The organism is Neotamlana laminarinivorans, from assembly GCF_020523925.1.
Taxonomy (GTDB): Bacteria; Bacteroidota; Bacteroidia; order Flavobacteriales; family Flavobacteriaceae; genus Neotamlana; species Neotamlana laminarinivorans.
In genome coordinates this window covers 311,098-338,001 of the sequence record NZ_JAJAPW010000004.1, presented here as the reverse complement: position 1 = coordinate 338,001, position 26,904 = coordinate 311,098, and the positions used below count along the sequence as shown (strand labels likewise).

At 32.8% G+C, this 26,904-nt stretch carries 17 protein-coding genes and 1 tRNA gene; 1 reads left to right on the top strand and 17 read right to left on the bottom strand.

Annotated elements, in window-relative coordinates; genetic code table 11:
- Positions 1–9: 9 nt before the first annotated feature.
- The 17 genes from LG649_RS10880 to LG649_RS10800 form a co-directional block, all read right to left on the bottom strand.
- Positions 10–1,788: an efflux RND transporter periplasmic adaptor subunit gene (locus tag LG649_RS10880; protein WP_226543844.1), complete on the bottom strand. Its 1,779-nt coding sequence runs from the start codon at positions 1,786–1,788 to the stop codon at positions 10–12.
- On the bottom strand, positions 1,778–2,260 hold the full coding sequence (locus LG649_RS10875) for a DUF305 domain-containing protein (protein ID WP_226543843.1): 483 nt from the start codon (positions 2,258–2,260) through the stop codon (positions 1,778–1,780). The genes LG649_RS10880 and LG649_RS10875 overlap by 11 nt, the downstream gene beginning before the upstream one ends.
- Positions 2,261–2,278: 18 nt before the next feature.
- The gene (locus LG649_RS10870) at positions 2,279–4,777 is read right to left on the bottom strand and encodes a heavy metal translocating P-type ATPase (protein WP_226543842.1); all 2,499 of its coding nucleotides are present in this window, start codon (positions 4,775–4,777) and stop codon (positions 2,279–2,281) included.
- A gap of 15 nt (positions 4,778–4,792) precedes the next feature.
- Positions 4,793–7,135 (bottom strand): multicopper oxidase domain-containing protein, encoded by a 2,343-nt coding sequence (locus LG649_RS10865; protein WP_226543841.1) that lies wholly within the window; start codon positions 7,133–7,135, stop codon positions 4,793–4,795.
- Positions 7,136–7,138: 3 nt separating this feature from the next.
- Positions 7,139–8,356, bottom strand: a complete 1,218-nt coding sequence (locus LG649_RS10860; protein WP_226543840.1) for a TolC family protein — start codon at positions 8,354–8,356, stop codon at positions 7,139–7,141.
- The gene (locus tag LG649_RS10855) at positions 8,353–12,081 is read right to left on the bottom strand and encodes an efflux RND transporter permease subunit (RefSeq protein WP_226543839.1); all 3,729 of its coding nucleotides are present in this window, start codon (positions 12,079–12,081) and stop codon (positions 8,353–8,355) included. Before LG649_RS10855 ends, LG649_RS10860 begins: the two co-directional genes overlap by 4 nt.
- A gap of 111 nt (positions 12,082–12,192) precedes the next feature.
- A complete protein-coding gene (locus LG649_RS10850; RefSeq protein ID WP_226543838.1) occupies positions 12,193–12,606 on the bottom strand; it encodes an HYC_CC_PP family protein in 414 nt (137 codons plus the stop codon).
- 82 nt (positions 12,607–12,688) lie between these two features.
- Positions 12,689–13,789, bottom strand: coding sequence for a DUF4238 domain-containing protein (locus tag LG649_RS10845; protein ID WP_226543837.1), 1,101 nt, complete (start codon positions 13,787–13,789; stop codon positions 12,689–12,691).
- 7 nt (positions 13,790–13,796) lie between these two features.
- Positions 13,797–15,479 carry a hypothetical protein gene (locus LG649_RS10840; RefSeq protein WP_226543836.1) on the bottom strand — a complete coding sequence of 561 codons (1,683 nt, stop codon included), beginning with the start codon at positions 15,477–15,479 and terminating at the stop codon, positions 13,797–13,799.
- Entirely contained in the window at positions 15,476–17,152 is a 1,677-nt protein-coding gene (locus LG649_RS10835; protein ID WP_226543835.1) for a hypothetical protein, read from the bottom strand. Before LG649_RS10835 ends, LG649_RS10840 begins: the two co-directional genes overlap by 4 nt.
- Positions 17,153–17,315: 163 nt before the next feature.
- A tRNA-Met gene (locus LG649_RS10830) sits at positions 17,316–17,388 on the bottom strand.
- A 119-nt stretch (positions 17,389–17,507) separates the two neighbouring features.
- On the bottom strand, positions 17,508–17,690 hold the full coding sequence (locus LG649_RS10825; protein WP_226543834.1) for a CPXCG motif-containing cysteine-rich protein: 183 nt from the start codon (positions 17,688–17,690) through the stop codon (positions 17,508–17,510).
- Between the two features lie 67 nt (positions 17,691–17,757).
- A complete protein-coding gene (locus LG649_RS10820; protein WP_226543833.1) occupies positions 17,758–18,582 on the bottom strand; it encodes a leucine-rich repeat domain-containing protein in 825 nt (274 codons plus the stop codon).
- 154 nt (positions 18,583–18,736) lie between these two features.
- Positions 18,737–20,056: a TolC family protein gene (locus LG649_RS10815; RefSeq protein WP_226543832.1), complete on the bottom strand. Its 1,320-nt coding sequence runs from the start codon at positions 20,054–20,056 to the stop codon at positions 18,737–18,739.
- Positions 20,046–23,243, bottom strand: a complete 3,198-nt coding sequence (locus LG649_RS10810; RefSeq protein WP_226543831.1) for an efflux RND transporter permease subunit — start codon at positions 23,241–23,243, stop codon at positions 20,046–20,048. The genes LG649_RS10815 and LG649_RS10810 overlap by 11 nt, the downstream gene beginning before the upstream one ends.
- Positions 23,244–23,260: 17 nt before the next feature.
- The gene (locus LG649_RS10805; RefSeq protein WP_226543830.1) at positions 23,261–24,370 is read right to left on the bottom strand and encodes an efflux RND transporter periplasmic adaptor subunit; all 1,110 of its coding nucleotides are present in this window, start codon (positions 24,368–24,370) and stop codon (positions 23,261–23,263) included.
- A 77-nt stretch (positions 24,371–24,447) separates the two neighbouring features.
- Positions 24,448–26,358: an ABC-F family ATP-binding cassette domain-containing protein gene (locus LG649_RS10800; RefSeq protein WP_226543829.1), complete on the bottom strand. Its 1,911-nt coding sequence runs from the start codon at positions 26,356–26,358 to the stop codon at positions 24,448–24,450.
- A gap of 87 nt (positions 26,359–26,445) precedes the next feature.
- On the opposite strand from LG649_RS10800, the gene LG649_RS10795 reads away from it, so the two are divergent.
- On the top strand, positions 26,446–26,829 hold the full coding sequence (locus LG649_RS10795; protein ID WP_226543828.1) for a DUF983 domain-containing protein: 384 nt from the start codon (positions 26,446–26,448) through the stop codon (positions 26,827–26,829).
- The last annotated feature ends 75 nt before the right edge of the window (positions 26,830–26,904 follow it).

Here is a 26,904-nt window from a genome sequence, read left to right as displayed (position 1 = left end):
TAATTGTTATTATTCTATTACTTGTTTTACTTCTCCACAGGTTAGCATCGCACCACCAAAATATGGGTTGACTACTTTTTCTTCCCTGCTCAACCAGTATGCACCATTGTTATCGTCTACCATCGGGCAAAACTCAACAAAGACTTTTTCATTGATACCAAATGTCTGAATCGTACTAATTAAATGTGATGAGAGGTGCTTAAAATGATTTCGTTGTGATTCAATATTTGATGTGTTTGAAATTGATGTTGCCGATGCTTTTATTTCTTTTTCTAATGACATCCAATGACCATGAGCCTCTTTATCTTTTAATAGCTTCATATCAACCTTAGATAAATTGCCCAATAGTCTTTTTGATTCTGTCATTACGTTATTAGTATCATCTTTAACCAAAGCATCTTTTAATTTGATATAATAATTAAAAACGACTTTCAATTGATTCTGAAAGTCCTTCGAAATTTTTATTCTCTCATTCATATTAGAATGATTCTCAATTTTTACGGAAGAATTATTTTCCATTCCAAGATGTCCTTCATGACCAGTCGTAACTTTACCACCTTTTTTATTCATCATTGATTTTTTGCCTTGTAATTGCGCTGCTGCATCTACGGTAAATGTTCCATTTGTTACTATCTCATCGCCATTGTTCAAACCCTCTAACACCTCATAATTATCGCCAATTTGATTACCTAATGTAATAATGCGCATTTCAAAAACAGGTTGAGTAGGGTCTGTTTTTATATAGACAACTGAACGTTCTCCTGTCCATAAAGCGGCTGTAGATGGAATAGTCAATACTTGTTCGTTACTTGAAGAAATTCCTTTAATATTTCCTTCAACAAACATTCCTGGCTTAAAAACATTCTGTTTATTATTAAGCACCGCTCTTAATTTCACAGTTCTTGTTTTCGTATCTAAAACAGGGTCTATAAAATCTACTTTAGCTTTGAATTCTTTATTAGAATAAGTATTGGTAGTGACTGAAATTTCTTGTCCTTTTTTAAATAAATCGATTTGATTTTCATACACATCAAAATTTGCCCAAACCGTGTTTAGATTAGCTATTTTGAGTATAGGTTGACCTAGTTTAATATAATCGCCTTGTTCGACTAATTTATCTGAAACCGTACCTGAAACCGTTGCATATACCGGAAAGTTTTCTTTAACCTTACCAGAAGTTTCAATTTGATTAATTTGATTTTCAGAGAGCTTCCACAATTTTAATTTGTTACGCACAGCTTTGTATAATGCAGGTTGAGATTCCTTTAATGAAGCTGCTGTGATGAGTTCTTGTTGCGCTGCATATAATTCTGGCGAATAGATAGTTGCCAATAACTGCCCTTTTCTAACTTCTTCGCCTGTAAAGCTCACATTTAGACGTTCTATTCTTCCAGAAAAATAACTGACTTGGACTGCATTAGCTTCTTCATTTTCTACAATTTTTCCAGATAATTTAATGGTATTATCTTCTGTTTTATCATTGCTGACAATTGAAGTTTGAATATTTGCCAACGCCAAAGCGTTTTCTGTAAGTTTGAATTGGTCTGCTAATAATCCATCACTTCCACTTACAGCAGGAATTAAATCCATTCCACAAATTGGGCAATCGCTTGGTTCTGGTTGCATAATTTGTGGATGCATAGAACACGTCCACATTTGGTTGGTTTCTATTGTTGCTTCGTGATTATGTTCAGTTTCTTTAGCAGATGAATTACCAAAAAGAAACCATCCTAACAAAAGTCCTACTGCTAATATTCCTATGTAAATGACTAATTTATTATTTTTCATTTTCTAATCGTTTTATCATTGCTTTCATTTCTTCTATTTCCTTACGTTGCGCTTCAATAATAGCATTTGCTAATTTTTTGACTTCTGGGTCTTGAATATCTGCTCGTTCACTTGTTAGTATGGCAATAGAATGATGAGGAATCATCCCTTTTAACCAAAGCACATCTCCTACAATTGGTGCTTGTGCTCTAACTAATCCTAATGCACTTACAAAAAGCACTAGGCTTCCTATAAGTATTGCTATATTCTTCTTTTTGTTTTTATACATTTTCAGCATGAATAATAGCATAATAACTGCCATCGTTGAAATCCCTAAGCAAACCATATAAAAGCGAGTCAAGCTGAAATATACATGGCCTATGGCATAGGTATTTAAGTACATGGTTATATACATTGCTATAAATGACAACCCTAACATTAAAAAAAATGTTTTATAGTTTCCTTTATTTGAGTGTTGATTTGAATTTTCCATAATTATTTGATTTTATAGTTAAACTTTAATTGTTCTTAATCTTAATGCGTTGGCTATAACTGAAACCGAACTAAAACTCATGGCTAATGCTGCAATCATAGGCGATAGTAAAATTCCGAAGAATGGGAACAAAACACCTGCTGCAATCGGCACACCTAATGTGTTATAGATAAGTGCAAAAAATAGATTCTGTTTAATGTTTTTCATTACAGCATCGCTTAAATTTCTGGCTTTTACAATACCGTGCAAATCGCCTTTTACCAAGGTTATCATGGCACTTTCTATAGCTACATCTGTTCCTGTACCCATTGCGACACCTACATCACTTTTAGCAAGTGCTGGTGCGTCATTAATACCATCGCCTGCCATAGCAACAACCCTTCCTTTTTCTTGTAGTTTCTCTACTTCCTTGAGTTTATCCTCAGGCAACATACTTGCTTTAAAATCTGTAAGATTTAATTCTGTTGCTACTGCTTGTGCTGTGTCGTGATTATCGCCTGTTAACATGATGACTTCAATACCTTTGTCTTGAAGTTCTTTAATGGCTTTGGCGCTAGTTTCCTTAATTTTATCGCCTATTACTACATAACCAGTAACCTTTTTATCTATTGATAAATAAGAAACAGTTTTCCCTTGTTTTTGATAAACTTTAGCTTCTTCCTCCATTTGCGAGGTTATCTCAGCATTGGCATAATCCATCATCTTAGGATTTCCTAATGCCACCTTTTTATTATTAACAGTAGCTTCTACACCTTTACCTGTAACGGCACTAAAATCTTCGGATTTTAAAATTTCTGCGTTTTGTTCTTTTCCATATTTAACGGTAGCTTCTGCCAATGGATGTTCGCTGTTTTTGTTTAACGAAACAATATATTTCAGAATGTCATTTTCGCTAAAATCAGTATCAAAAGAACCTACTGTTTCAACCGTTGGTTTTCCTTCGGTAATTGTTCCTGTCTTATCTACGATTAGTGTAGTAACCTTATCCATTTTTTCAAGTGCTTCAGCATTTTTAATCAATACGCCATTTTGAGCACCTTTACCAACACCAACCATTACAGACATGGGTGTTGCCAATCCCAATGCACAAGGACAAGCTATTATTAAAACAGCAATAGCATTCACAAAGGCATAAACATAAACTGGTTCTGGTCCCCAAATTGCCCAAACCGCAAAAGTTAGTAAAGAGATAATGACCACAACAGGCACGAAATAACCTGATACTTTATCGGCTAAATTTTGAATTGGCGCACGACTCCTACTGGCATTGTTAACCATGTGGATGATTTGAGAGAGTAACGTATCACTCCCCACTTTTTCAGCTTTCATAAAAAAAGACTGGTTGCCGTTTATTGTTCCGCTACTTACTTTATCATTTACTGTTTTATTAACGGGAATTGGTTCTCCAGTAATCATTGACTCATCAATAGTTGTATCTCCTTTTGTTATCGAACCATCCACAGGAATCTTATCGCCTGGTTTTACTTTTAGAATATCATTTAATTCAATAGCATCGATGGTTACTTCAACATCTTCGCCATCTACTATTTTAATAGCTTTATTGGGTGCTAACTTTAATAATTCTTTTACTGCTGAATTGGTTTTACTATGCGCACGAGCTTCTAAAAGTTGACCTAAAAGCACTAATGTTAGGATAACGGTTGCTGCTTCAAAATAAACGTGTACTGCTCCAGATTCCGTTTTGAACTGACTTGGAAAAATGTCTGGAAATAACATACCAAAAACACTAAATAACCAAGCTACACCAGCACCTATTCCAATAAGTGTAAACATATTGAGATTCCAAGTTTTTATACTTTTACAGGCACGTTCAAAAAACATCCAAGTAGCATAAAATACAACTGGAATGGATAATGCGAACTGAATCCAATTCCAATATTTTTGTTCCATGATGTCATACAATGGATTATTGGTTAGCATTTCACTCATTGCAATTAAGAAAATTGGCAATGTGAATAATACTGCAATCTTAAACTTCTTTAATAATTTTATATAGGTCTTCTCTTCCGCTGAACTATCTGCTTTCATTGGTACTAAATCCATTCCGCATTTAGGACAAGCACCTGCTTCATCTTTTATTATTTCTGGATGCATGGGGCATGTCCATTGTTCTGATGAAGCTGTGGACAGATTTTGTTCTTCGACTAAATCCATTCCGCAGACAGGACAATCGCCTGGTTTATCATAGGTCTTATCGCCTTCGCAATGCATTGGGCAATAAAATGTACCTGCGCCTTTACCTTTTGGCTGTTTTTCCTTTTCTACTTTTGTATGAAGGTGTTCTCCTGATTTGTGAATACTATACTTTCCACCACCCTTTTTTAAAGCTTCTTGAAACTTCTCTATTGGAATATGAGATTCCATTTCAATTGTTGCTTCTGCTTTTTCTAAATCAACAGAAGCCTTTGAAACACCTTCCAATTTTGAAAATATTTCTTCTACGTGACTGCGACAACCGTTGCAAGTCATTCCGTGTATGTGATATTTATGTTTCATTGTTTACTTTTATAATTAAAATCTTACCAAAAGTCCGCCACCCCAACCATATCGGTTGTTATAGTTTCCTTGAATTGAAAAATTTCGTGATAAAATATAAGAGGCTCCAACCAACCATTGGGTTTCGCCTTCGTATGAATTATTATTCTCCAAATTATTGACCCAACCAAAGTCAGCTCTATATTCATATTCGCCTTCTATAAAAAATCTTGGAAAAAGTAGAAGCTCTCTATCTAAGCGAATTCTAGGACGCAGTTGATGGTCCATACTCACATCTACATTAAATCTATATGGTGTGAAATATTTAACGCCAACTAATCCTACGGTATTAAACGTGTCATAAGAATCTGGTGTTGATGTTTCGGTGTTTAAACCTGCATAAACACGTACCCAATCATTTAAGTATCGGTTATAATTTACTTCTGCTTCAAGATTTTTATTATAATCCAATTCGGTTCTTAAACTAAATTCATTTCTAATATTACTGGACATAAGGTTTAATTCTGTGAAATTTGAACCTGCACGAGCACTTCCCCAAGAATAATAATGATCAGTTTCATTGATGAGTTTTTGAACTGGATATGCTTCCATCCTTTCATCTCGTGGTGTGTCATAACTAAATACTCTTGCCATACCACCCATCATATGATATAATACGTGACAATGAAAAAACCAATCGCCATATTCTTCGTTATAAAATTCAATAACTACTTTTTGCATTGGTGGCACATTAACCGTATGTTTTAATGGCGAGCGTTCTCCGTTTTCATTAATAACCCTGAAATAGTGACCGTGAAGATGCATTGGGTGGTGCATCATTGTTAAGTTATTTAAGGTTATTCTTGTAACCTCTCCACTTTTTATTTTAATTTTATCGGTTTCGGATAATGGCACACCATTCATACTCCATACATAGCGTTGCATATTACCAGTTAGATTAAGTAAAATATCATTTATAGGTATGTCGGACTTATAAGTAGTATTTTCTTTTGCCTCTAAAAAGTCATAGTTGAAATATGTTTTACGTGCATCATAATCAAACGAAGTCCTATCTTTTTGCATCATAAACATGTCATGTTTCATAGGTATTAAGTCTTTTTTCATTTCCATCTTATCCTTTTCATTCATCTTCATATCCATTTGGTCATTCATCTTACCATCTTTCATCGACATCATATTGTTCATCTCCATTTTCATGCTGCCGTCTTTCATATCCATCTTCATTCCATACTTTTCCATTAAAGCTTTAGGTGTATTTTTCTTTTGATTACCTGCCATTGCAGGTGCTCCCATTTTCATATCCATTTTTGCCATTTGCTTCATCATTGCTACTTTGTCTGGTCTATCTATTACAGTTGCAGGAAAAAGTTTTCCAGTACCCAAACGAATTGATGTGTAGCCCGACCCATCTTGTGCGGTTGCAGTTACTTCTAATGTACCGTTTGGTATCGTAACTATGACATCATAGGTTTCTGCTATACCAAAGAGAAACCTACTTTTATTGACTGGTGTGACATCGACACCATCACTTGAAACGACTGTAGCATTACCTGCTCCAAAATCCATCCAATAATAAGTTGAGGCAGAGGCGTTGATAAACCGAAGTCTTACTTTTTCTCCAGGTTTAAACTTTGGATATTCTGCAAGTTTTTTACCATTAGAAAGAAATGCAGGGTAATAAATATCTGCAATATCTGCGCCTTCCATTCTATCGCGCCAAAACTTAAATTGCGCACCTAATGCACCTTCTTTTATAACTCTGCTTAATGGAACTGCTGTACCTTTTTTAACTTGATACCACTCGTTTCCTCTTTTAAGGTTACGCAATACGCTCATTGGTTTTTCATTTGTCCAATCAGAAAGTACTACGACTAAATCTGTGTCATATTCCAATGTTTTCTCTTTAGGCTGAATAACTATTGAACCGTAAACTCCTTTCTGCTCTTGTAACATAGTATGTGAGTGATACCAATACGTACCAGATTGGTTGATAGGAATTCTATATTGAAATGTTGTATTTGGTTTTATTGGTGGCGTGGTTAAATATGGTACACCATCATAAAAATTAGGAAGTATTAACCCGTGCCAATGCACAGAGGTTTCTTCATCCATTTTATTGGTAACATTAATTATGGCAAGGTCTCCTTCATTAAATTCTAATGTAGGACCAGGTACACTCCCATTTATTGTCATACCATTGGCTGTAAATCCTGCGAGCGTTAATTCATTTTCTTCTATAGTGAGGTTATATTCTTTTATGTTTCTTCCTTCTTCTTTTCTGTCATTTCCATTTGTCCCGACTTGGGCAAATACAGTTGACGTTAAGAATAAGAATATAATTGTGTTAACTGTTTTCATTTTTTACTGAATTAAATAATTAATAATTGTGGTTTGTACATAGTAGGTTTTAACAGACTCAATTTGATTCATTTGAAACTTCAATTGCAATTCTTGTATGTCCAAAACGTCATTAAAATCAATCGTTCCTGTTTCGTAATTTTTAATAAGAATCTCTTCAGCATCTTTAGCTTGCTTTAAGTTCTTCGTTTGGGTTGCATAACTTATTCTTGCTGAAACCTTATCGTTTACTGCTTTATCTAATAGTGTTTCTAAAGTATTTGTGCGCTCTTGTTTTTGTGCCAAAATCTCTTGCTGTTGCAACTCATTTTGTTTGGTTTGGGATTTGTACTTATTATTGAATATGGGAATTGATAGGGACACCATTGGCATAATTATATCTTTTCCATTGTCGCTAAAATCCATGTTAGGACGTTTATCAACATTGATATAATCTAAACCGAAACCAATCATTGGACTACTTTCTTTTTGGTTTAATAATTCAAATTGCTCTACCGACTGATAGAGTTTATCGAATTTCAGTAATTCAGGATGAAGGGCTAAATTCTCAGAATTGATTTCAAAATCTTCTGAAGGAATCATTAACTCAATAACTACTGAAACTTGTACATCCTTATCACGATTTAAAAGCTTATTAAAAGTAGTTTGCTCCGCTAAAAACTGTTGACTCAAAACATCTTTTAATTGTTGCATTTCGTTTTGACGCATTTGTAATCGTAAAACATCTACAGCTGAAGCTTTCCCAACTTCAACCGATGTTAAAGCCAATATTTCGTAAGTTTTAAGTAGTTTAATATTCTCGCTTAATACGTCTTGTTTTGCTTTATTAGCATACAAATTGTAATAGGATTGCGATACCGAAGCCATCAATTTTCTTTTAGCAATAACAATGTCCTCATATTTAGCATCTGCCAAAGCGCTCACATAGTTTTCTCTTGCAGTTATATTTCCAAACCAAGGCAACATTTGTTTAGCAGATACTTTAAAGCGTTGCGCTCCTGTTCGAGTTTCTGGTTCGCTTACGAAGTAACCCACTCCAAATTCGGTATTAGGTAATGTATTTACTTCATTCACTTTTTCGGAAGCAATGCTATACTGTAATTCAAACTTTTGAATTTCAGGATTGCTATTTAATGCTTCACTAATAAGTGTTTCTAATTCTTGTGCATTAGAAACACTAAAAGTTAATAAACCTATGAGTGTATAAATTATTCTTTTCATTTGTTTGCTCTTTTCAATTTAAACTCTTCTCTCCAGCTGTATAAAACTGGTACAATAAAGTAAGAGGTAATGTCTATAACCATTCCGCCAAATATTGGAATTGCCATAGGTATCATAATATCACTTCCTTTTCCTGTGGATGTCAATACTGGTAACAGCGCCAAAATGGTAGTTACAGTAGTCATTAAACATGGACGAATACGTTTTTCGGCTGCCTGTAAAGCGGAAGTTCTAATGCTCTTTCTATCAGAAGGTTTTTCACGCTCAAAAGTTTGCGTGAGGTATGTTGCCATAACGACACCATCATCGGTGGCAATACCAAATAATGCTATAAAACCTACCCAAACCGCTACACTTAAATTGATGGTTTTCATATTGAAAAGGTCTCGCATATTCTCTCCAAACAAACTGAAATTGAAAAACCAATCTTGACCGTACAACCATATCATTATAAAACCACCTGCAAATGCAACCGTTATTCCCGTAAAAACCATGAGTGAAGTAGTAACAGATTTGAACTGGAAATACAGAATCAAGAAAATAATAGCAAGTGCTAATGGTACGACGACTGAAAGCGTTTTTTCTGCTCGTAACTGATTTTCATAAGTACCTGTAAATTTATAGCTGATACCTTTAGGAACAGTTAATTCTCCTGAATCTATTTTCTGTTGAAATAAAGCTTGCGCATTTTCAACAACATCAACTTCTGCAAATCCATCTAATTTATCAAACAGCACATAGCCGACTAAAAAAGTGTCTTCACTTTTTATGACTTGTGGACCTTGCTCATACCGAATAGTCGCTAATTCACTTAATGGAATAGGACTTCCTTTCTCAACAGGAATATAAATACCTTTTATATCTTCTGGATTACCACGCAGCTCTCTTGGATATCGCACTCTAACGGCATAGCGTTCTCTTCCTTCAACCGTTTGCGTTATAGCCATACCACCAATTGCTACTTTTAACACACTTTGTACATCTTCTATAGACACACCATAACGTGCTATTTTTTCTCTATCAATATCAATAAGTAAATAAGGTTTCCCTACAATTCTATCTGCAAAAACAGCTTGCTCTTTTACACCTTCAGCTTGTTTTAAAAGACTTTCTAATTGTAACCCAAACGCTTCAATTTGTTTTAAATCTTGTCCTTTTACTTTAATTCCCATTGGTGCACGCATTCCTGTTTGAAGCATTACCAATCTGGTTTCTATGGGTTGTAATTTTGGCGCAGAAGTAACGCCAGGTAATTTGGTAACTCTAACGATTTCATTCCAAATATCATCAGGACTATTAATTTCTGGTCGCCAATTACGATAGAATTCGCCATCATCATCTTTGATAAGTTGAGTATGTTCAACTTTTGTAAAAACAGTATTTTCTGAATTATTAGGGTTGGCGATGAATGTTCCATCTTTCAACTCAAAAGCACCGTCGTCGTTTACTTTGTAACGTTGTCTTTTTCCTTTGGAATTACGCATGTATTCAGATTTATACTGAATCATGTTTTCGTACATAGATAAAGGCGCAGGATCTAATGCAGATTCTGTTCTACCAGACTTTCCTACTACGGTTTCAATTTCTGGAATGGTGCCTACAGCCATATCCAATTGCTGAAGAACACGTTTATTTTCCTCAACACCGGAATGTGGTAATGAGGTTGGCATTAATAGAAAAGAGCCTTCGTTTAGAGATGGCATAAATTCTTTTCCTGTATTATTCATTATCCATCCTCCAGAAACAAGCACAGTTGCTGGAATAATTAAAAACAATAACTTGTTTGCTAAAGCCCAATTTAAAATTTGACCATAGTACCTTCTAAAAATTGAAAATATTCCTAAAATTCCGAAGCAAATAATAGCCACAAAAATTAAGTTTACTAGAATACTTCTATCAAAGCCTAATGGTCGCCAATATTCGGCAAGTAAAAATATAATGGCAGTACATGAAATAATAATATTTACAAGATTGCTATTTCTCTTATTTAGTTTACCCAAAACTCCAAGTAAACCTGTAATACCAAAAGCAATTAAAATAATCCCTAACCAATATCCAGTAACCATAATTGCGATTCCAGCAATTATTAAAGCACCATTTATGATATGCTTAAATGAACTTTTAAGTGATGTTTTTCTGAATAAATAGGCTGCAAATGGTGGAATTAGAAATAAAGCAATAACCAAAGATGCTGATAATGCCATCGTTTTGGTAAATGCAAGTGGTCTAAACAATTTTCCTTCAGCACCAATCATTGTAAATACAGGAACAAAGCTGATAATGGTAGTTAATACCGCAGTTAAAATAGCGCCAGAAACTTCGGCTGTTGCATTATAAACCACTTCATTTGTAGTCAACTCTGTACCATCTTCTCGTAGCCGTAATTTTTCATCATCGAGATGGCGAATCATATTCTCTGCGAGAATGACGCCTACATCTACCATAGTTCCAATAGCAATGGCAATACCAGAAAGTGCTACAATATTGGCGTCTACGTTAAACAGTTTCATGGTAACAAACACCATTAATACTGCAACAGGTAACAATCCAGAAATTAAAATAGAAGCTCTTAAATTGAAAACCATAACAATAATAACCAAAATGGTAATTAATATTTCTAGTGTCAACGCTTCATTAAGTGTGTCTAATGTTTCTTCAATAAGCTCGGTACGATCATAGAAAGGAACAACTGTTAATTGAGATGTTCGTCCATCAGCCAATACTTTTGTTGGCAATCCTCCTTTCAGTTCCTCAATTTGAGCTTTTACATTGTTAATGACTTCCATTGGATTTGCACCATATCGTGCAACTACAACACCTCCAACAACTTCCGCACCTTCTTTATCCAATAAACCTCTTCGTGTTGCTGGACCTAAAGAGACTTTACCTATGTCTTTAATCTTAATTGAAGTAAAATCTTCTGAAGTAACTACAGCGTTTTCAATGTCTTCGACAGATTTTACATAACCTAAACCACGTACTAAATATTCGGCTTGATTGATTTCTAAAGTCTGCGCACCAATATCTTGATTACTACTTTTAACCGCTTTTACAATCTGGTTTAAGCCAATGTTATATTGCCGCATTAGCTCTGGATTGACATCAACTTGATACTCCTGAACATAACCACCAATGGAAGCGACTTCAGAAACACCACTTGCAGTAGATAAAGCATATTTTACATAGTAATCCTGAATGCTACGTAGTTCGTGTAAATCCCAACCACCAGTAACATTTCCGTTTTCATCCCGACCTTCAAGAGTGTACCAAAATATTTGTCCTAAACCTGTGGCATCTGGTCCCAATGCAGGATTAACACCTTCGGGTAATAATCCACTTGGTAATGAATTGAGTTTTTCGAGAATGCGACTACGACTCCAATAGAATTCTATATCTTCTTCAAAAATGATATAGATGCTTGAAAACCCAAACATAGAAGAACTACGAATGGTTTTTACTCCTGGAATACCGAGTAAAGAAGTCGTTAAAGGATAAGTAATTTGGTCTTCTATATCTTGTGGCGAACGACCATCCCACTTTGTAAATACAATTTGTTGGTTTTCTCCAATATCTGGAATGGCATCTACCGCTACAGGGTTGCTTGGTAAAAATCCTGTGTCCCAATTAAAAGGTGCGTTAACAGTTCCCCATCCAACAAAAAGGACGAGTAGCAGAACTGCTACGAGTTTGTTTTCTATTAAAAATTTGATGCTTTTATTTAGCATTAGCTTTGATTATTAAACAGTTAGACATTGGCGTTAAGAAAACACCGAATACAGCAAATTATCCTTATGACATCATACAGTCATAGGATAAAACAGTCTATTGTTTAAAAATCAAATTAAATAAGTCTCGTCAATCTTGAAGATTTCCTTTATGACGAGTGGTGGTTCGTATTCTTCAAAAGAAGATAACTTGTTATCTAAACCTTCAAAAAGGTTAATATAAGCGTAAACAAATGAAGCGATGAATACCTGTTGCTCAAAAGAAATTTTGTCAACTTGTAATTGCAGTTCGTCTTGACCATCGACTACCAATTGTTCATCATTACAACAGTTCTTTTTTATAATAGAACAACCTTCATTTGAAGGTTTTACCATTTCCATTCCGCATCCTTCAGCTTTATGGAACATAGCAGTTTCTACCAAAGTATCTCCACAATAATGCATACTAAGGGTAAATGACATTGTAGAGAATAACACTACAAAAGCCATTGTCAAAGACATTATTTTATGGAATACTTGTTTCATACTAATTGCGAAGTTACGAAATTTTAACAACACCATGTTTTGTTTAACAGAAGTTTAGAGGTTTAGAGTTTACGCGTTGTTATCATTTTCCCATTTTAGAAAGCACTTTTTTATATTTCAACATTTGTATATCATTTTTACAATATGGATGCTCTAAAAGTTCTTTAAGTTTACCTATAAACTCTTTTGAATCAAATCCCTTTTTCTTTAGAATATCAAATAAAACAAGAGCTTGTTCTACTCTATATTGAGCTTTTTTTAAAAATTCTTCTCCATTTTCTGGATTTTCATAATGGTTTTGAATATCAAAATGTTTATCAATATCTCCTTTGTATGATACTAATAAGTTTTCAGCATTCTGTTGGGTAACTCCATTTGTTGTAAATACATAGTCTCTATCTTGAGTAAGTCTATTAATTCGTGTTTGACCATCTGCATAGTCATTAGGATGTATCTCTAAATAATGTGAACGATCCAAGGGTAATGTAATAACTGCTTTAGGATCATATAAACCTTGAAATTTATTTGTTTCAAAATGTCTTATTGAAACGGGGTTATCACACGTTATTATTGGTGCATTGGTGTCATTAATTTTAATCACATTTATTGTACAATCATATTTGAACTGTACAAAACTCCCCCATTGTTCTAAATGATTTACTAAAAAAACTGTTCTTGCACGTTCATTATATTCTTTTTTAACTACCTCAATATCATCAATATGAAATTCCATTTTTTCTCCATACAAATTCATTTTAATAATACCTTCTTTATTTACTGTATGTGAAGCAGTATCAAATATTTGGTTATTAAAACTTTTTTGATGATTTAAAATCCGTGGTGTGCGGAAATATAATGATAGACATACATAAAGTATTTGGATTTTTTGCTCTTGCGTAACCGCCAGCAGTTTTTCGTCAATAAGTAACTTATATACTTTTGGAAACTCACTATCAACATTCTCAGCATAGTGTTTTTCTAAGGCATATTTTATTTCATCTGATTCAGCTGGTATTGTATAAATATTCTTTTCAAAACAAATATCTTTAGTGCTAATTTGCTCTAATAGCATATCATTATCCATTTTGTAAACATCCACAAAGTGATTTCTTTTTCTTCCTTCAACTGCAAAGTTCTTTAAATATGAACGTGGTATATAATGTTGTTTTATTGGATTTGACATTATTCTATTATTTTGTTGAGACTTCTTGCTTCATAAAAACACGCCAAGTTAAAGGAAAAGGTTGGCTTTTATAATGCCTGCTTGCAACGTGTGCTACAATATCGAAACTGTGCTTAAAAATTTTAAAATCCTTTTCTAATCCAAAGAGTTCCATTTCTGATACCATTTCTTTTTTGTATTCTTCAGCATCTTCATAGAGCGTTACTGAATGTTTTGTTGTGCCTTCGCCATGACTATAATCTTGAATACAAATTTTATTTTCCATTTCTTTAAGCGGAAACCAAATCTGTAAATTTAAGTCTGTAAAAAGTTCCGTAGAAATCTTCCTTACGAACTTGTATAAATCTTCATCATTAAATACTAAAGCATATTCAGCCAAAATAGGAATTATCATAGATGATTGGACATCACATTCTTCTTCGCCATTGTGAATATCTACCAGCTTTTCATAACTTTTTCTAAACAACGGAAAAAACTTATTAAGCTTATAATTATTGTTAAAACCTAATGTCATTTCAGAAATCCATTTTTTGGCTGGGTCGAAGTTTCTTGTAAAATTCATTAGATTAAGTGCTAATGCAATTTCAATACTATGGACATCGTATTCTGGATATTTTGAAGGTGGATTGTTCTGAATAAACAGACATAATCCATTACTAATTGAAAGTGCGCTTTGGTAATAGGTTTGTGCTTGTTCTTCATTTCCTTCTCGATAATGGATTCTAAACTCTTGTATTTCGGTTAAGCCTATGATTGCTATTATTCCTATTTCCTCCCAAACATTCAAGCTATATTCTAAACTATTTCTACTGTACTTGTATATGCTGTGTTCAACTTTATAGTGTTCAACTACTTTATTGAAATAATTGACACCTATTGTTCTTTTTAATGAGTGAATTTTGTAAAATTCTTCCCTGACATAGCTTTTCTCTAAATGATTACCTTCTTGTATAAAATGCCATGTAAGAAGCAAACTGCTCTCACTCGCATATATTGAAGGCTTTAAATTATTATTGTCTTGTGACCATTTGTATAAGATGTTTAAACATAATCTTACCAGCCTCAACTTTTTCAAGATATGTCGTTTTTGTTTGGGTTGTTTCTCTAAAATTTGCTGAATAAGCGCATAGAAATGTTGTAAATCATAATCTGGTAATTCTAGAAATACTAAGGACTTTCTTAACAGCGATTGGTACTCCTGCGGAAATAGTTTTTCGTTTATAAGATAATCATCAAGCATAGCGCTTATTTCGCCTGTTCCCCAAAAATCGTACTCAATAGTATCTGTTATGTTTTGTTCGACATATTGTGTCCAATCGCTAAGTACATTTTGATTTCTTACTCCATTTGTACTAACAATTATTTTTATAGGAAGTTTTTTGAGATTTGTTGTTAAAGAAATAGGTATATAAGTATCCTTTATTTGGTTTAAAGTAGAGCGAATTGCATTTACATTTCCATCCCAAGTTGTTCTGGTTAGATTGCCTTGTTTCACAGCTAACAAAAACACTTTTTTAATACCATCTTCTGGATCTATACCAACAGCAGAAATATCCACACCAAATTGACGACCTTTCATTGGTTTTGAAATGGTTGTGAATTTCATTCCAACTAACAAATCAGTCAGTAAAGTATCAAGCTCTTTATCCTCTTTTAAAAGATTTATGTATTCGCTTAATAAAAATCTCATTGTCTTCTTTTAAAATTTTGCCAATACAATCTTTCTTGTGCTTGACCTATTGGGTCTATAAATTCGCCTCTTGGCATTTCGCCAGAATGAGATATAAGTCCTGGTGTCATTTTTTCGGTGTATTGGTTTTCATATTTTGAGAATATAGATTTACCTGTTCTATAATTAATTGTTGTTATAGAACTAAAAAAGGAAGGACCTTCTGCTTCACTTTCCTTAAATGATTTACTGAATTTTTTACCTTCGATTTTATTATAGTAAATAAGTCTTCGTTCTGAAGGTGCAAACTCTTTTAAGTTTTCTAAATCTGAATATGCCTTGTATTTATCTTCGCCTTCTTTTACAATATCGTTAGTTATTTTTTTGAGCTTTCTACTTGCAGTCTTCTTTTTTAAGTTTAAAAACTCTATAGCAGAATAATAATTAAAGATGATATGGTTGATAAACAAATCAGCCAAAAACGGAACGACTTCTTTATTATCTGCTTTATGTTCCAATATAGAATACACCAAGGAAATTGAGGTGTCCTTGTCATAAACGAAAGCGAGTATTTTATAAGTAATATATTCAATGTCATAATCTGAGAGACCATTCAATACTTCTTCAGAAATCGTTAATCCTGATAGATTCCTCATATATCTGGCACTATTCATTTCAAAAATGGCAATATGAAAATTGGGATTATCTTTATTTAACCAGTTGGTGTATAGCTTTTGGAAGTCAGAATAAAAATTATCACAAAGTGTATTTAGCAAATGACTGAAATATTCAATCTTTCTAGCATTATCAGGACTCATCGCTACCCAATCTGTTATAAAATCAACAACTAAGTTTAAATTAGTTTTTGCTACATTTTCTAATCGATATGCCAATTGATTATAAGCGCCTGCGTGTTCAATATCAATATGAAGTAATAGTGGAAGGTATTTTTTAAACAGATGTAATTCCTTTTCTAAATCTATATTATAATCTAAAAAGTAAATGAGCTCTAATTGAATATCGATAGTCTCTATACTTGATAACCTATCTATAATTGTATCTGCACTTTTTATCTCAGTTCTTTTATTTCTAACTGTAAAAAATATTGCCGACCAAAGATCCAAATGATTTTCGGACTTGCTTATGGTATCAAACTGCTTTTCAATCCAATTCACAAATGCTTTTGGTGTAGTTTTAGCTACCAAATCAATTTTTACGATAGATTGTATTCCAATTTTATTTACGTCTATATTATCATCTTTAATTAGACGTTTAATTTCATCTATTGTAAACTTTTGGTCTGAATTATATAATCCAGAAAGAATGTCCATCAATGTAAAATATGAATCAGGATTATTTGCTTCAAGTGTTTTCAAATACATTTCTTTACCAAAAGAAGCATTCATTTTTGCTTCGCGTTCTAATGCGACCAGAAGGTTTCTGGTTGGATAGTTACTTTTTAAATTTTTCAGTAATTCAGGTAGTGCCTTTATATAAAGGTTTATATCAATATTTTTAATATTGTCACAAAAGATTCTATAATCCTGCCAGCGATTAGCAGGCTCTCTATTATCTAATAAGTCTTGTAGAAATTGCAAATGAAAAGAATTAAATTTTTGACTAAAGTTAAAAAAGTATAGAAGCGAATTAGAAAAATTGTAAGGTATTTTTAATATTAATTCTCTATTCTTCAATTTTCATAGAAAAATATAGTTTAAATTTTATTTCACATACTAAATGAAATCAAATTAAATCAAATACTATTTAGCAGAAGATAAACAGCTAAATTCTGTACTTATTCTGTACTATGTGAAATAAAAAAGCCTTTCAATTTCTTGAAAGGCTTGGTTTTACTAGTAGCGGGAACTGGACTCGAACCAGTGACCTTCGGGTTATGAGCCCGACGAGCTACCTACTGCTCTATCCCGCGATATAATATTAAACAATTTTCTTAGCTTTTAACTTTCGGTTCATAAGGCCGACCTAATTGTTTCGGACTGCAAATATACAATCCTTTTTAGTTTATACAATAATAAATTTAAAAAAATATTACTGCTCTATGCTATTAACTTGAAAATCTACAAGTTCCCTATTAAAAAATTTCGAGGTTATCTGTATTGGGTTACAACAAACCTCACAATCTTCAATATATGTTTGCTCGTTTACAGAATCATCTATTAGCATTGATATGGTTTCCCAACAATATGGGCATGTAAAAAAATGTTCAAACATAAAATAAAAATAAAAAAAATAGCCATCAATAACATTGATGGCTATAACTTATTTTAAAATTTGTTTATTATTCTTTTTCTAAATCCATTACCGCGGTTGCATTTTCTATTTTTAGAATACCTAAAGATGGAGGTGTTTTACTTGACACTGTAATATACTCCTCGTTTAAATTATTATCGCTTACCATTACGGTGTTTAAATTTTTATGACTTAAGAATTCTACAGGAAAATCACCAGTGAATTGATTTGTAGATAGCAATAACTCTTCAAGATGTTCTAAATTAGCAAGGTCTGCAGGAATTTCACCATACATTTGGTTATCCATTAAACTTAACTTTTCAAGTTTTGTTAAAGCCGTTATTTCTAAAGGAATTTCTCCTGTTAAAAAATTACTGCCTAAAAGTAATTCCTTTAGGTTAGATAATTCTGTTAGGGCAACAGGAATTTCTCCTGAAAAACTATTACTATATAATTTTAATGATTCTAATTTTTTTAAAGATCCTAGTTCTGAAGGAATTTCACCATCAAACCTATTCATGTATAAGGCTAGTACAGTTAATCCTTCTAAATCTTTAATTGAAGTTGGAATACTACCTCGTAATTTATTAAACCCTAAATTCATTTTTCTTAAATGAACTAAATTGCCTATTTCTTTAGGCAACTCACCAACTAAATTGTTAAACTGCAAATTTAATTCTACAACTTTATCATTTTGTAAAGTTACACCATACCAATTGGATACAGGAGCATTTAAATCCCAAGTTACATTCCATTGACTTCCATTTGTAGAGTTATAAATAGCTATTAAAGCTTCCTTTTCTGAAGTTGATACATTAGCAAACGAATAAAAAGTTGCTAAAATAAATACTAGAGTTAAAGATAATTTTTTCATGGTTGTTAGATTTAGAATATCATGCTACAAATTTATAGCAGTAATCGACAAATAACCATTTAAATCGATAAAACGTAAAAAATTTTAACACTTGAGATTGATGAAATGCACAATTTTTCCGACAAAATGCATTTTATTGCTATATATTAACTTATTAAAACTTAACGTTAAGTATTTCTCCACTTATTTTAAGTAATTCAAGTTCAGCTAATTTTGCAGAATACTTTGCTTGGTTTTTGGTTAATTCTGCATTTAGCAAGTTTATTTGCGCTTGCCTAAACTCAATTGAGTTAACTTGACCAAGTTTAAACTTTTCTTGAGTTCTATCAAAATTGTTTTGTGACGTTTTAATATTAGCTTCTTGAAGTTTATAAATATTAAGTTTATTGTGGTAATCGTCCCATGAGTTATTAAAATCGCGTTCTATAGTTACCAATAATTCTTCTTTTTGAATTTTTTGAGTATCTAAATTAATACGCGCATTTTTTACCGCGGTAATACTTGAGCCTCCATCAAACAAATCCCAGGTTAGAGATAAACCTCCTGTAAAACCATTACTTGTTGAAGTTGAAACAAAGGATGCTGCGTTATTATTATTTTTATTCCATCCATAACTTCCTACTAAACCTAAACTTGGCAAAAATGGGGATACACTAGATTTTAAAGTATATTTATTAATTTCAATGTTTTTATCAATTTGTAATAAACTTGTATTGTATTGCTTAGCTTTTTCTAACATTTCGTTTTTATCTAACAGATAGTTAAATGTAATATTAGTATCAACACTAAAATCTTCTTTAATAGTATTACCTAAAACTAAATTTAAATCTCTTTTAAAATTTATTAGTTCCTGTCTAGAATTCATAACACTTATGCTATCGTTATTAATATCTACCTCAGCATTTAAAACTTCTAGTTTTGTGTTTTGACCATAATCAAACTGATATCCTGCTCTTACCAACCTTTCTTTTGATATTTCGAGGGTTTCTTTTATAGCTTCAGTATTTTCCTCTAATTCAGCAACACTGTAATAAACTGTGAAGAGTTGTAAAATAGTATTTTCAATTATTTCACGAGCCTCTAACTCGGTTAAGTCCTTTGTTCGTTGTAGCTGCTTGTAATCAAAAAGTCTTCCCAAACCATCAAAAATTGTGTAACTTAAATCTAGAGATGCACTGTAACTAGAGCTTTCAGCACTGTTTAATGTTACTGGTGCTGTGTCTGGGTTAGAAAACTCAGTTTCAGAATTATTTAAATAATAATAACCATCTGCACCAAACGATAATTCTGGTAAATAACCAGAATTTAAAATATCGGCATTATTTTCTGCAAGTGCCACACTATTTTGTGCCACTTTTATTCCGTAATTATTTTCTAAAGCTAAACTTACAGCCTTATCTGGTGTTATTAACTGTTGAGCTAGAATACTATTTGATATTAATAAAATACTTATGTAAAAAAACTTAGTCTTCATGGGCTTCATTTTGCTCTATAATAGCACGTTCTACTTCTTCTTTAGTTACCGATTTTCCTGTATATAACCACTTAGCATTCTTTTTTAAGCTATTACTAAACGATAAAAATAGCGGTAAAACCAGCAAAGTTAAAACAGTGGCATAGCCAATACCAAACGATATTGCAATGGCCATTGGTTTTAAAAACTGTGCTTGTCTACTTTTTTCAATTAGCAAAGGTGCTAATCCTGCCATAGTAGTTAACGATGTTAAAAATATGGCTCTAAATCTTGACTTTCCTGCTTCAGATATAGCGGTATCAAAATCCATTCCTTCTTTTAAATTACCATTAAACTTTCCTATTAATACTAAACCGTCGTTTACCATAATTCCTATCAAGGCAATAATTCCTAAAAGTGATAAAACATTTACTTGAAAACCTAATAGCCAATGGCCCCAAGCTACTGCCGTTAAACAAAATGGAATTAATAATAATAATAAGAATGGCTGCGAATAACTTCTAAAAGTAAAGGCTATTGTTATATATATGAGTAATAAGATGATTGGACCTGCAACTTTTAATGAATTTACTAGTTTTGAAGCCTCTCTATTTTGACCTTCGTATGAAGCGTTAATTGTTGGATATTGAGATTGCAGCTCTGGAATAAATGTTGTTTTAATTTCATCTATTATATCTGTTGCACTGGTAGCAGGATCTTTTAAATCGGCATACACTTGTATTTCTCTAATGCCATCTAAATGATTAATAGCCACCTCACCTCGAGCAATAGAATATGTAGCAATATCTTTAAGGGTAACACGCTCGCCGTTTGGTGTTACAATTCGCATTTGATCTAAATCGTTAATAGAACTACGATTTGTGCGGTCGTAACGTACCCAAACCTTAATTTCGTCTTGCCCTCTTTGAAAACGTTGTGCTTGATTACCAAAAAAACCAGATCGTACTTGTGCCATTACCGTTTGTAAATTTAAACCTAATAAATAAGCACTTTCTTTAAGTTCTAAACGAATTTCTTTTATACCAGCAGGATCATTATCCCCAATATCTTTTAATAATGGGTTCGATTTTAAATATGATTTTAAAGCTTCTTTTGATGCTTTTAATTCTTCAATATTATTACTTAGTAAAGATACTGAGACTGGATTACCACCAAAATTACCTCCAGAACCATAAATTAACCGTTCGGTACCAATTACTGGCCCAACAAGTTCCTCTAACCTGTTAGTTACTAAAAACGATTTAATTTCGTCTGGACGCTCTTCGCCGGGTAATAAATTAATTCGTAATGTAGCACTAGAGCTACTTGATAAGGTTACAATTGTATTTTCAAACAACTCTTTATTTGTTCCTTTTAAATATTTTTCGGTTAGCTCCTTATTTACTATAAAGCTTTTTTCCTCAATCATTGATATGATTGAATCTGTAATTTTCTCGTTTGTTCCTGTTGGCATAACCAACTCAACCGTTACCGCATCACTCGCTACTCTTGGAAACAATGTTACCCCTATTACACTTCCTCTTAATGCACCAATAGTAATTATAAACAAACCTACAAAAATACCTAAGGCTAGCATTTTATAATTTAACACAAAATCTAAAACAGGCGAATATATTCGTACACGTAAATACGTCATAATTCTATCTCCCATTTTATTAATGCCACGCATTACAGAGAAAAACTTCTTTATTTTTGATGGGTTTTCGTGTTCAACTGGTGGCTTTAACGCTTTAGAGTGTGCCAAGTGCGCTGGTAATATTATTAGAGCTTCTACTAACGAAACCACTAAGGTTAAAATTACAACTACAGAAACTTCAGCGAAATTTTCTCCAATTCTACTATCTAAAAAGAAGAATAAAGAGAATGCTAAAAGTGTAGTTATAATAGCTGAAACTACAGGCGGAATTACCTCTAAAGTACCATCTATTGCTGCTTGAACCGGACTTTTTCCTTTTTCGTAATGTTGATAAATATTTTCGGCAATTACAATACCATCATCTACCAAAATACCAATAACGATAATCATTCCGAAAAGAGAAAGTACGTTTATAGTTACATCAAACTGTGCTGCAAAAATAAACATTCCTAAAAAGGAAATAGGTAAACCAAAGGCTACCCAAAGTGCCAATCGTGTGTTTAAAAATAACGACAGAAAAATTAATACGAGTAAAATACCTTGCCAGGCATTTTCTACTAACAACATGGTACGCTGCTTAAGTGGTATAGAACGATCGCTAACTACATCAATTTTTATATTATCGTATTTTTGGTTGTAACCTTCAATATACTCCTTAACTTTTGTAGCTGAAGAAATTAGATCTTCGCTATTTGTACTTGTTATAGAAATATTAACTGCTAAATCTTGATTAAAATAAGTGGCGTTTGGTGTTTCGGAAAAACGATCGCGAATAATTGCAATATCTTTTAACCTTACAATTTTACCATCGGCTGAGGCTTTTACAACAATATTCGATAATTCACGGCCATAATAATTCTTATTATTTCCACGAATTAAAAACTCTTCAGCATCGGTTTTTACATTTCCGCCTGTAACTAAAATATTAGCACTACTAACAGCACTAGCCACTTCGGCAAATGTTATATTATAAGCTAATAAATCTGTTTCGTTAACCGCTATTTCAATTTCTTCATCTGGAAAACCTGAAATTTCTAATTGAGAAATTCCATCAATAGCTCTTAAATCGGTTTCAACTTGTCGTGCTAGCTGCTTTAGGGTTTTTAAGGGAACATTTTTACCATTTACAGCAAAATTTATGGTTTCGCGAACTTCTTCTTGTTTAGACACTACTAAAGGTTCCATTCCTGTGGGAAAAGAAGGCACTCTATCTACCGCATTTTTAACTTCTAAAAGCATAAAATCGATATTCTCTCCTTTTTCAATTTCAACTGTAATAGTTCCACTATCTTCTTTTGAAACCGATGTTACCCGATCTACACCTTCTAACCCTTTTAAGTTATCTTCTATTTTAAGAACAATACCTTCTTCTATCTCTAAAGGTGAAGCTCCAGGATAGGTTATTGTAATATTTATAATTTTAGAATCTGAAAGTGGGAAAAATGAGGATTTTAAGGCTAAAACACCAAAAATACCAAAAACAATAAATGCTAGAATAAACACATTTACAGCTACATGGTAACGGATAAAATATTGTATTATCTTTTTCATTATTTAGCTGTATAAAATTAGTTATTGGCAGATTTAACTCGCATACCTGAATATGCTCCTGGCACTGATTTTTTAAGAACTACAGTATTGTTAGGAATACCTTTTATTACAACTTTACTGTCTGAAAAATAAACTGGTGTTACATTTATTAACTCTAAAACATTATTATTTACTACAAATACTTGATTGCCATCTTGCAATAAATTTCTATCCATCTCGTAAGCATCTTGTTCTTCCTTAGCATCTAAATTTGCTTCTAAGTACATACCTTCTTTTAAATTAGCATGTTTAACCTCAATATATGCAGTAACGGTTTGTGTAGTGGCATCAACACTACCGTTAATTCTAGATACTTTACCTATATAGCTTTCCGTATTTTCTAAATTATTTAAAGCTACTGGCTCCCCAACGCGTAATAAAGACGAATAGGTTTTACTGATAGCAACTTCCATTTCGTAAATACTAGGATTAATAAACTCGCCTAACTTTTGTCCGCTACGTATTAAAGACCCCTCGGTAACTAAAGCTTCTGTTAAAATACCTGAAAACGGAGCGGTAATAGTGTATTTAGTTAAGCGCTGCTCCAAATTTTTAACGTTATAGTAACTAGTTACAATACCTCGACCTGTAATAAAATAGTTTTCCTTATCGGAAGTCATTTCTGGTAACTTGGGTGTTGTTTTGCTAATATCGAAACCACTTAAATAATTTTGCCACTTTTCAAAAACATCTGGAAAGTCTAACCGAAGATCGGGCATTATAGATGCGATACTATTATACAAATTGCTTTTTGCAGATTGTACAGAGGCATAATGCTCTGAAGCATCCATACGAATTAAAGCTTCGCCCCTTTTATATTCTTGTCCTGGCTTAAATAATTTATTCCCTGCTTTAAAAATACCTTGTACTTCGGCATAAATTTCTAAACGTTGTTTTGCTACTAAATTTCCGTTTGCAGGAACTACAATTTTAATATTGGAGTTAATAACCGTATCTGTAATTACGGTTTTTATAACTTTTTCTTTTACTGGTTTAGGTTTGTTTTTACTATCTACAAGTAATTTTGCTCCGTATAAGGCTCCTAAAATTAAAAGTAAACCTATTCCGGCAAGTATAATTTTTCGCATTGGTTAGTAGTTTGAGCGTGTATGACTGCAAAACTACCTTATAGTTTAATGCTATTCTCTTAAAAAAAACTTAAAAATTAATCTTCTAAAGCCTCTATTTCAAACTGTAAAGCTTCCCATTTTTGCATATTATCGCTTAGGTTAGATTTTAATTTTTGGTAATCGTCAAAAAAACTAGGCTTCGATGTAACTTCCTCGTAATTAACTTCTAATTCAGCATCAATAGCTTTTATTTTCTTTTCAAGCTCGCTTATTTTTGCTTCAACATTACTTAATTTATTATTTAGCGACTTTAGCTTTTTCTGTTCTTCGTAGCTTCTACTTTTCTTTTCCTTAGGAGTTTCTTTAACAACCGTACGTTTTTCTACTTCTCTTAAGTTTTCAACGTTTCGTTGTTCTAAATAAAAATCGATATCGCCCAAATATTCTTTTAATTTATGGTCTTTAAACTCGTAAACACTATTTGTTAAACCTTGAAGAAAATCACGGTCGTGCGATACTAAAATTAAAGTACCTTCAAAACGACTTAAGGCATCTTTTAATACGTTTTTAGACTTTATATCAAGGTGGTTTGTTGGCTCATCCATCACCAAAACATTAAATGGCTGCAACATTAATTTAGCTAAAGCTAAACGGTTACGCTCACCTCCAGAAAGCACGCGTACATACTTTTCTACTTCGTCGCCTCTAAACAAAAACGATCCTAAAATATCTCTAACTTTACTTCTATTGGTTTCGTTGGCAGCATCAATCATAATATCTAAAACGGTTTTATTACCATCTAAATATTCCGCTTGGTTTTGGGCAAAATAACCTATCTGCACATTATGGCCCAATTTTAAATTTCCGTTGTGCTTTAAGTCACCAACTATAATTTTGGCTAAAGTAGATTTTCCTTGTCCGTTTTGCCCAACAAAAGCCGTTTTACTATCGCGCTCGATAAGTAAATCTACTTCGGTTAAAACCTTTTTATCTCCATAGTTTTTCGAAACTGCCTCGGCTTCAACCACCACTTTACCAGGTGTTATAGAAACTGGAAAATTAAGCGTCATTACACTATTATCATCTTCATCAACCTCAATACGTTCAATTTTATCTAACTTTTTAATTAACGATTGAGCCATGGTTGCTTTTGATGCTTTAGCACGGAACTTCTCTATTAATTTCTCAGTTTGCTCAATTTGCTTTTGCTGATTTTTTTGCGATGCCAACTGCTGTTCGCGCAACTCTTTACGCAACACTAAATATTGTGAATATGGTTTTGGGTAATCGTAAATTCTTCCTAAAGAAATTTCAATACTTCGGTTGGTAACATTATCTAAAAACATTTTATCGTGCGATACAATTACCACAGCACCGGTGTAGCCTTTTAAAAAGCCTTCTAACCAAATAATAGATTCTATATCCAAGTGGTTGGTAGGCTCATCTAGTAGCAGAATATCATTATTCTGGAGTAATAGTTTAGCCAACTCAATACGCATACGCCAACCACCAGAAAAGGTATCGGTTAATTTGTTAAAATCATCACGCTTAAAACCTAAACCTTGTAATATTTTTTCGGTATCACCTTGGTAATTATAACCACCTGCAATTTCGTATTGATGTTGTAATTCGTTAATGTCTATCATTAATTGGTTGTAGGCTTCGCTTTCATAATCGGTACGTTCGGCCAATTGGGTGTTCACTTCATCCATTTTAGCTTCTAATTCCTTTATTTCGGTAAAAGCTTCGTACGATTCTTCAAGCACTGTCCTTCCTAAAACAAAATCTATATCCTGTTTTAAAAAGCCAATTTGTAAATCTTTATCGGCAGCGATTTGTCCAGTATCTGGCTCTAACTCTTTCGATAAAATTTTAAGCATGGTCGATTTTCCTGCGCCATTTTTGCCAATAAGCCCAATGCGGTCACCATTTCCTAGTTTAAATGTTATATCTTCAAAAAGGTATTCGCCTTGAAAGGAAATCGATAAGTTATGAATATTCATCATAGAAATGTAACTTTTATTACAGTGGGTTTATTTTTAAAAAAGTAACTTTGTACTACTAAATTTTGATAGCAAAAATACACAAATATTATGTTTAAAAAAGGCTCTAAGCTATATAGCATTTTTACCGGTACTTGCCCTAAATGCCATCACGAATCTATGTATGTTAACAAAAACCCATATATTTTAAGCGAAGCTTTAAACATGCATGAAAAATGCTCGAATTGTGGCACTAAATATAAAATTGAACCATCGTTTTTTTATGGCTCTATGTATGTTAGCTACGGTGTAGGCATTGCTTTTGCTGTTGCTGCTTTTGTTATTTCATTTTTTGTTTTTAAAACAAGTTTAATGGGTGTATTTATATCTATTGTTGCGACATTAATTGTATTTATGCCCGTAATATTAAGATTATCTAGAAATATTTGGATTAATATTTTTATGCATTACGATAAAAATTTGGCTAAAAAATAATTTGGGGATTACCCCAATATATTGGGGTCGGGCTATTCACTATATCTTTTTCTCATACTTCAAAAAAGGATGCCG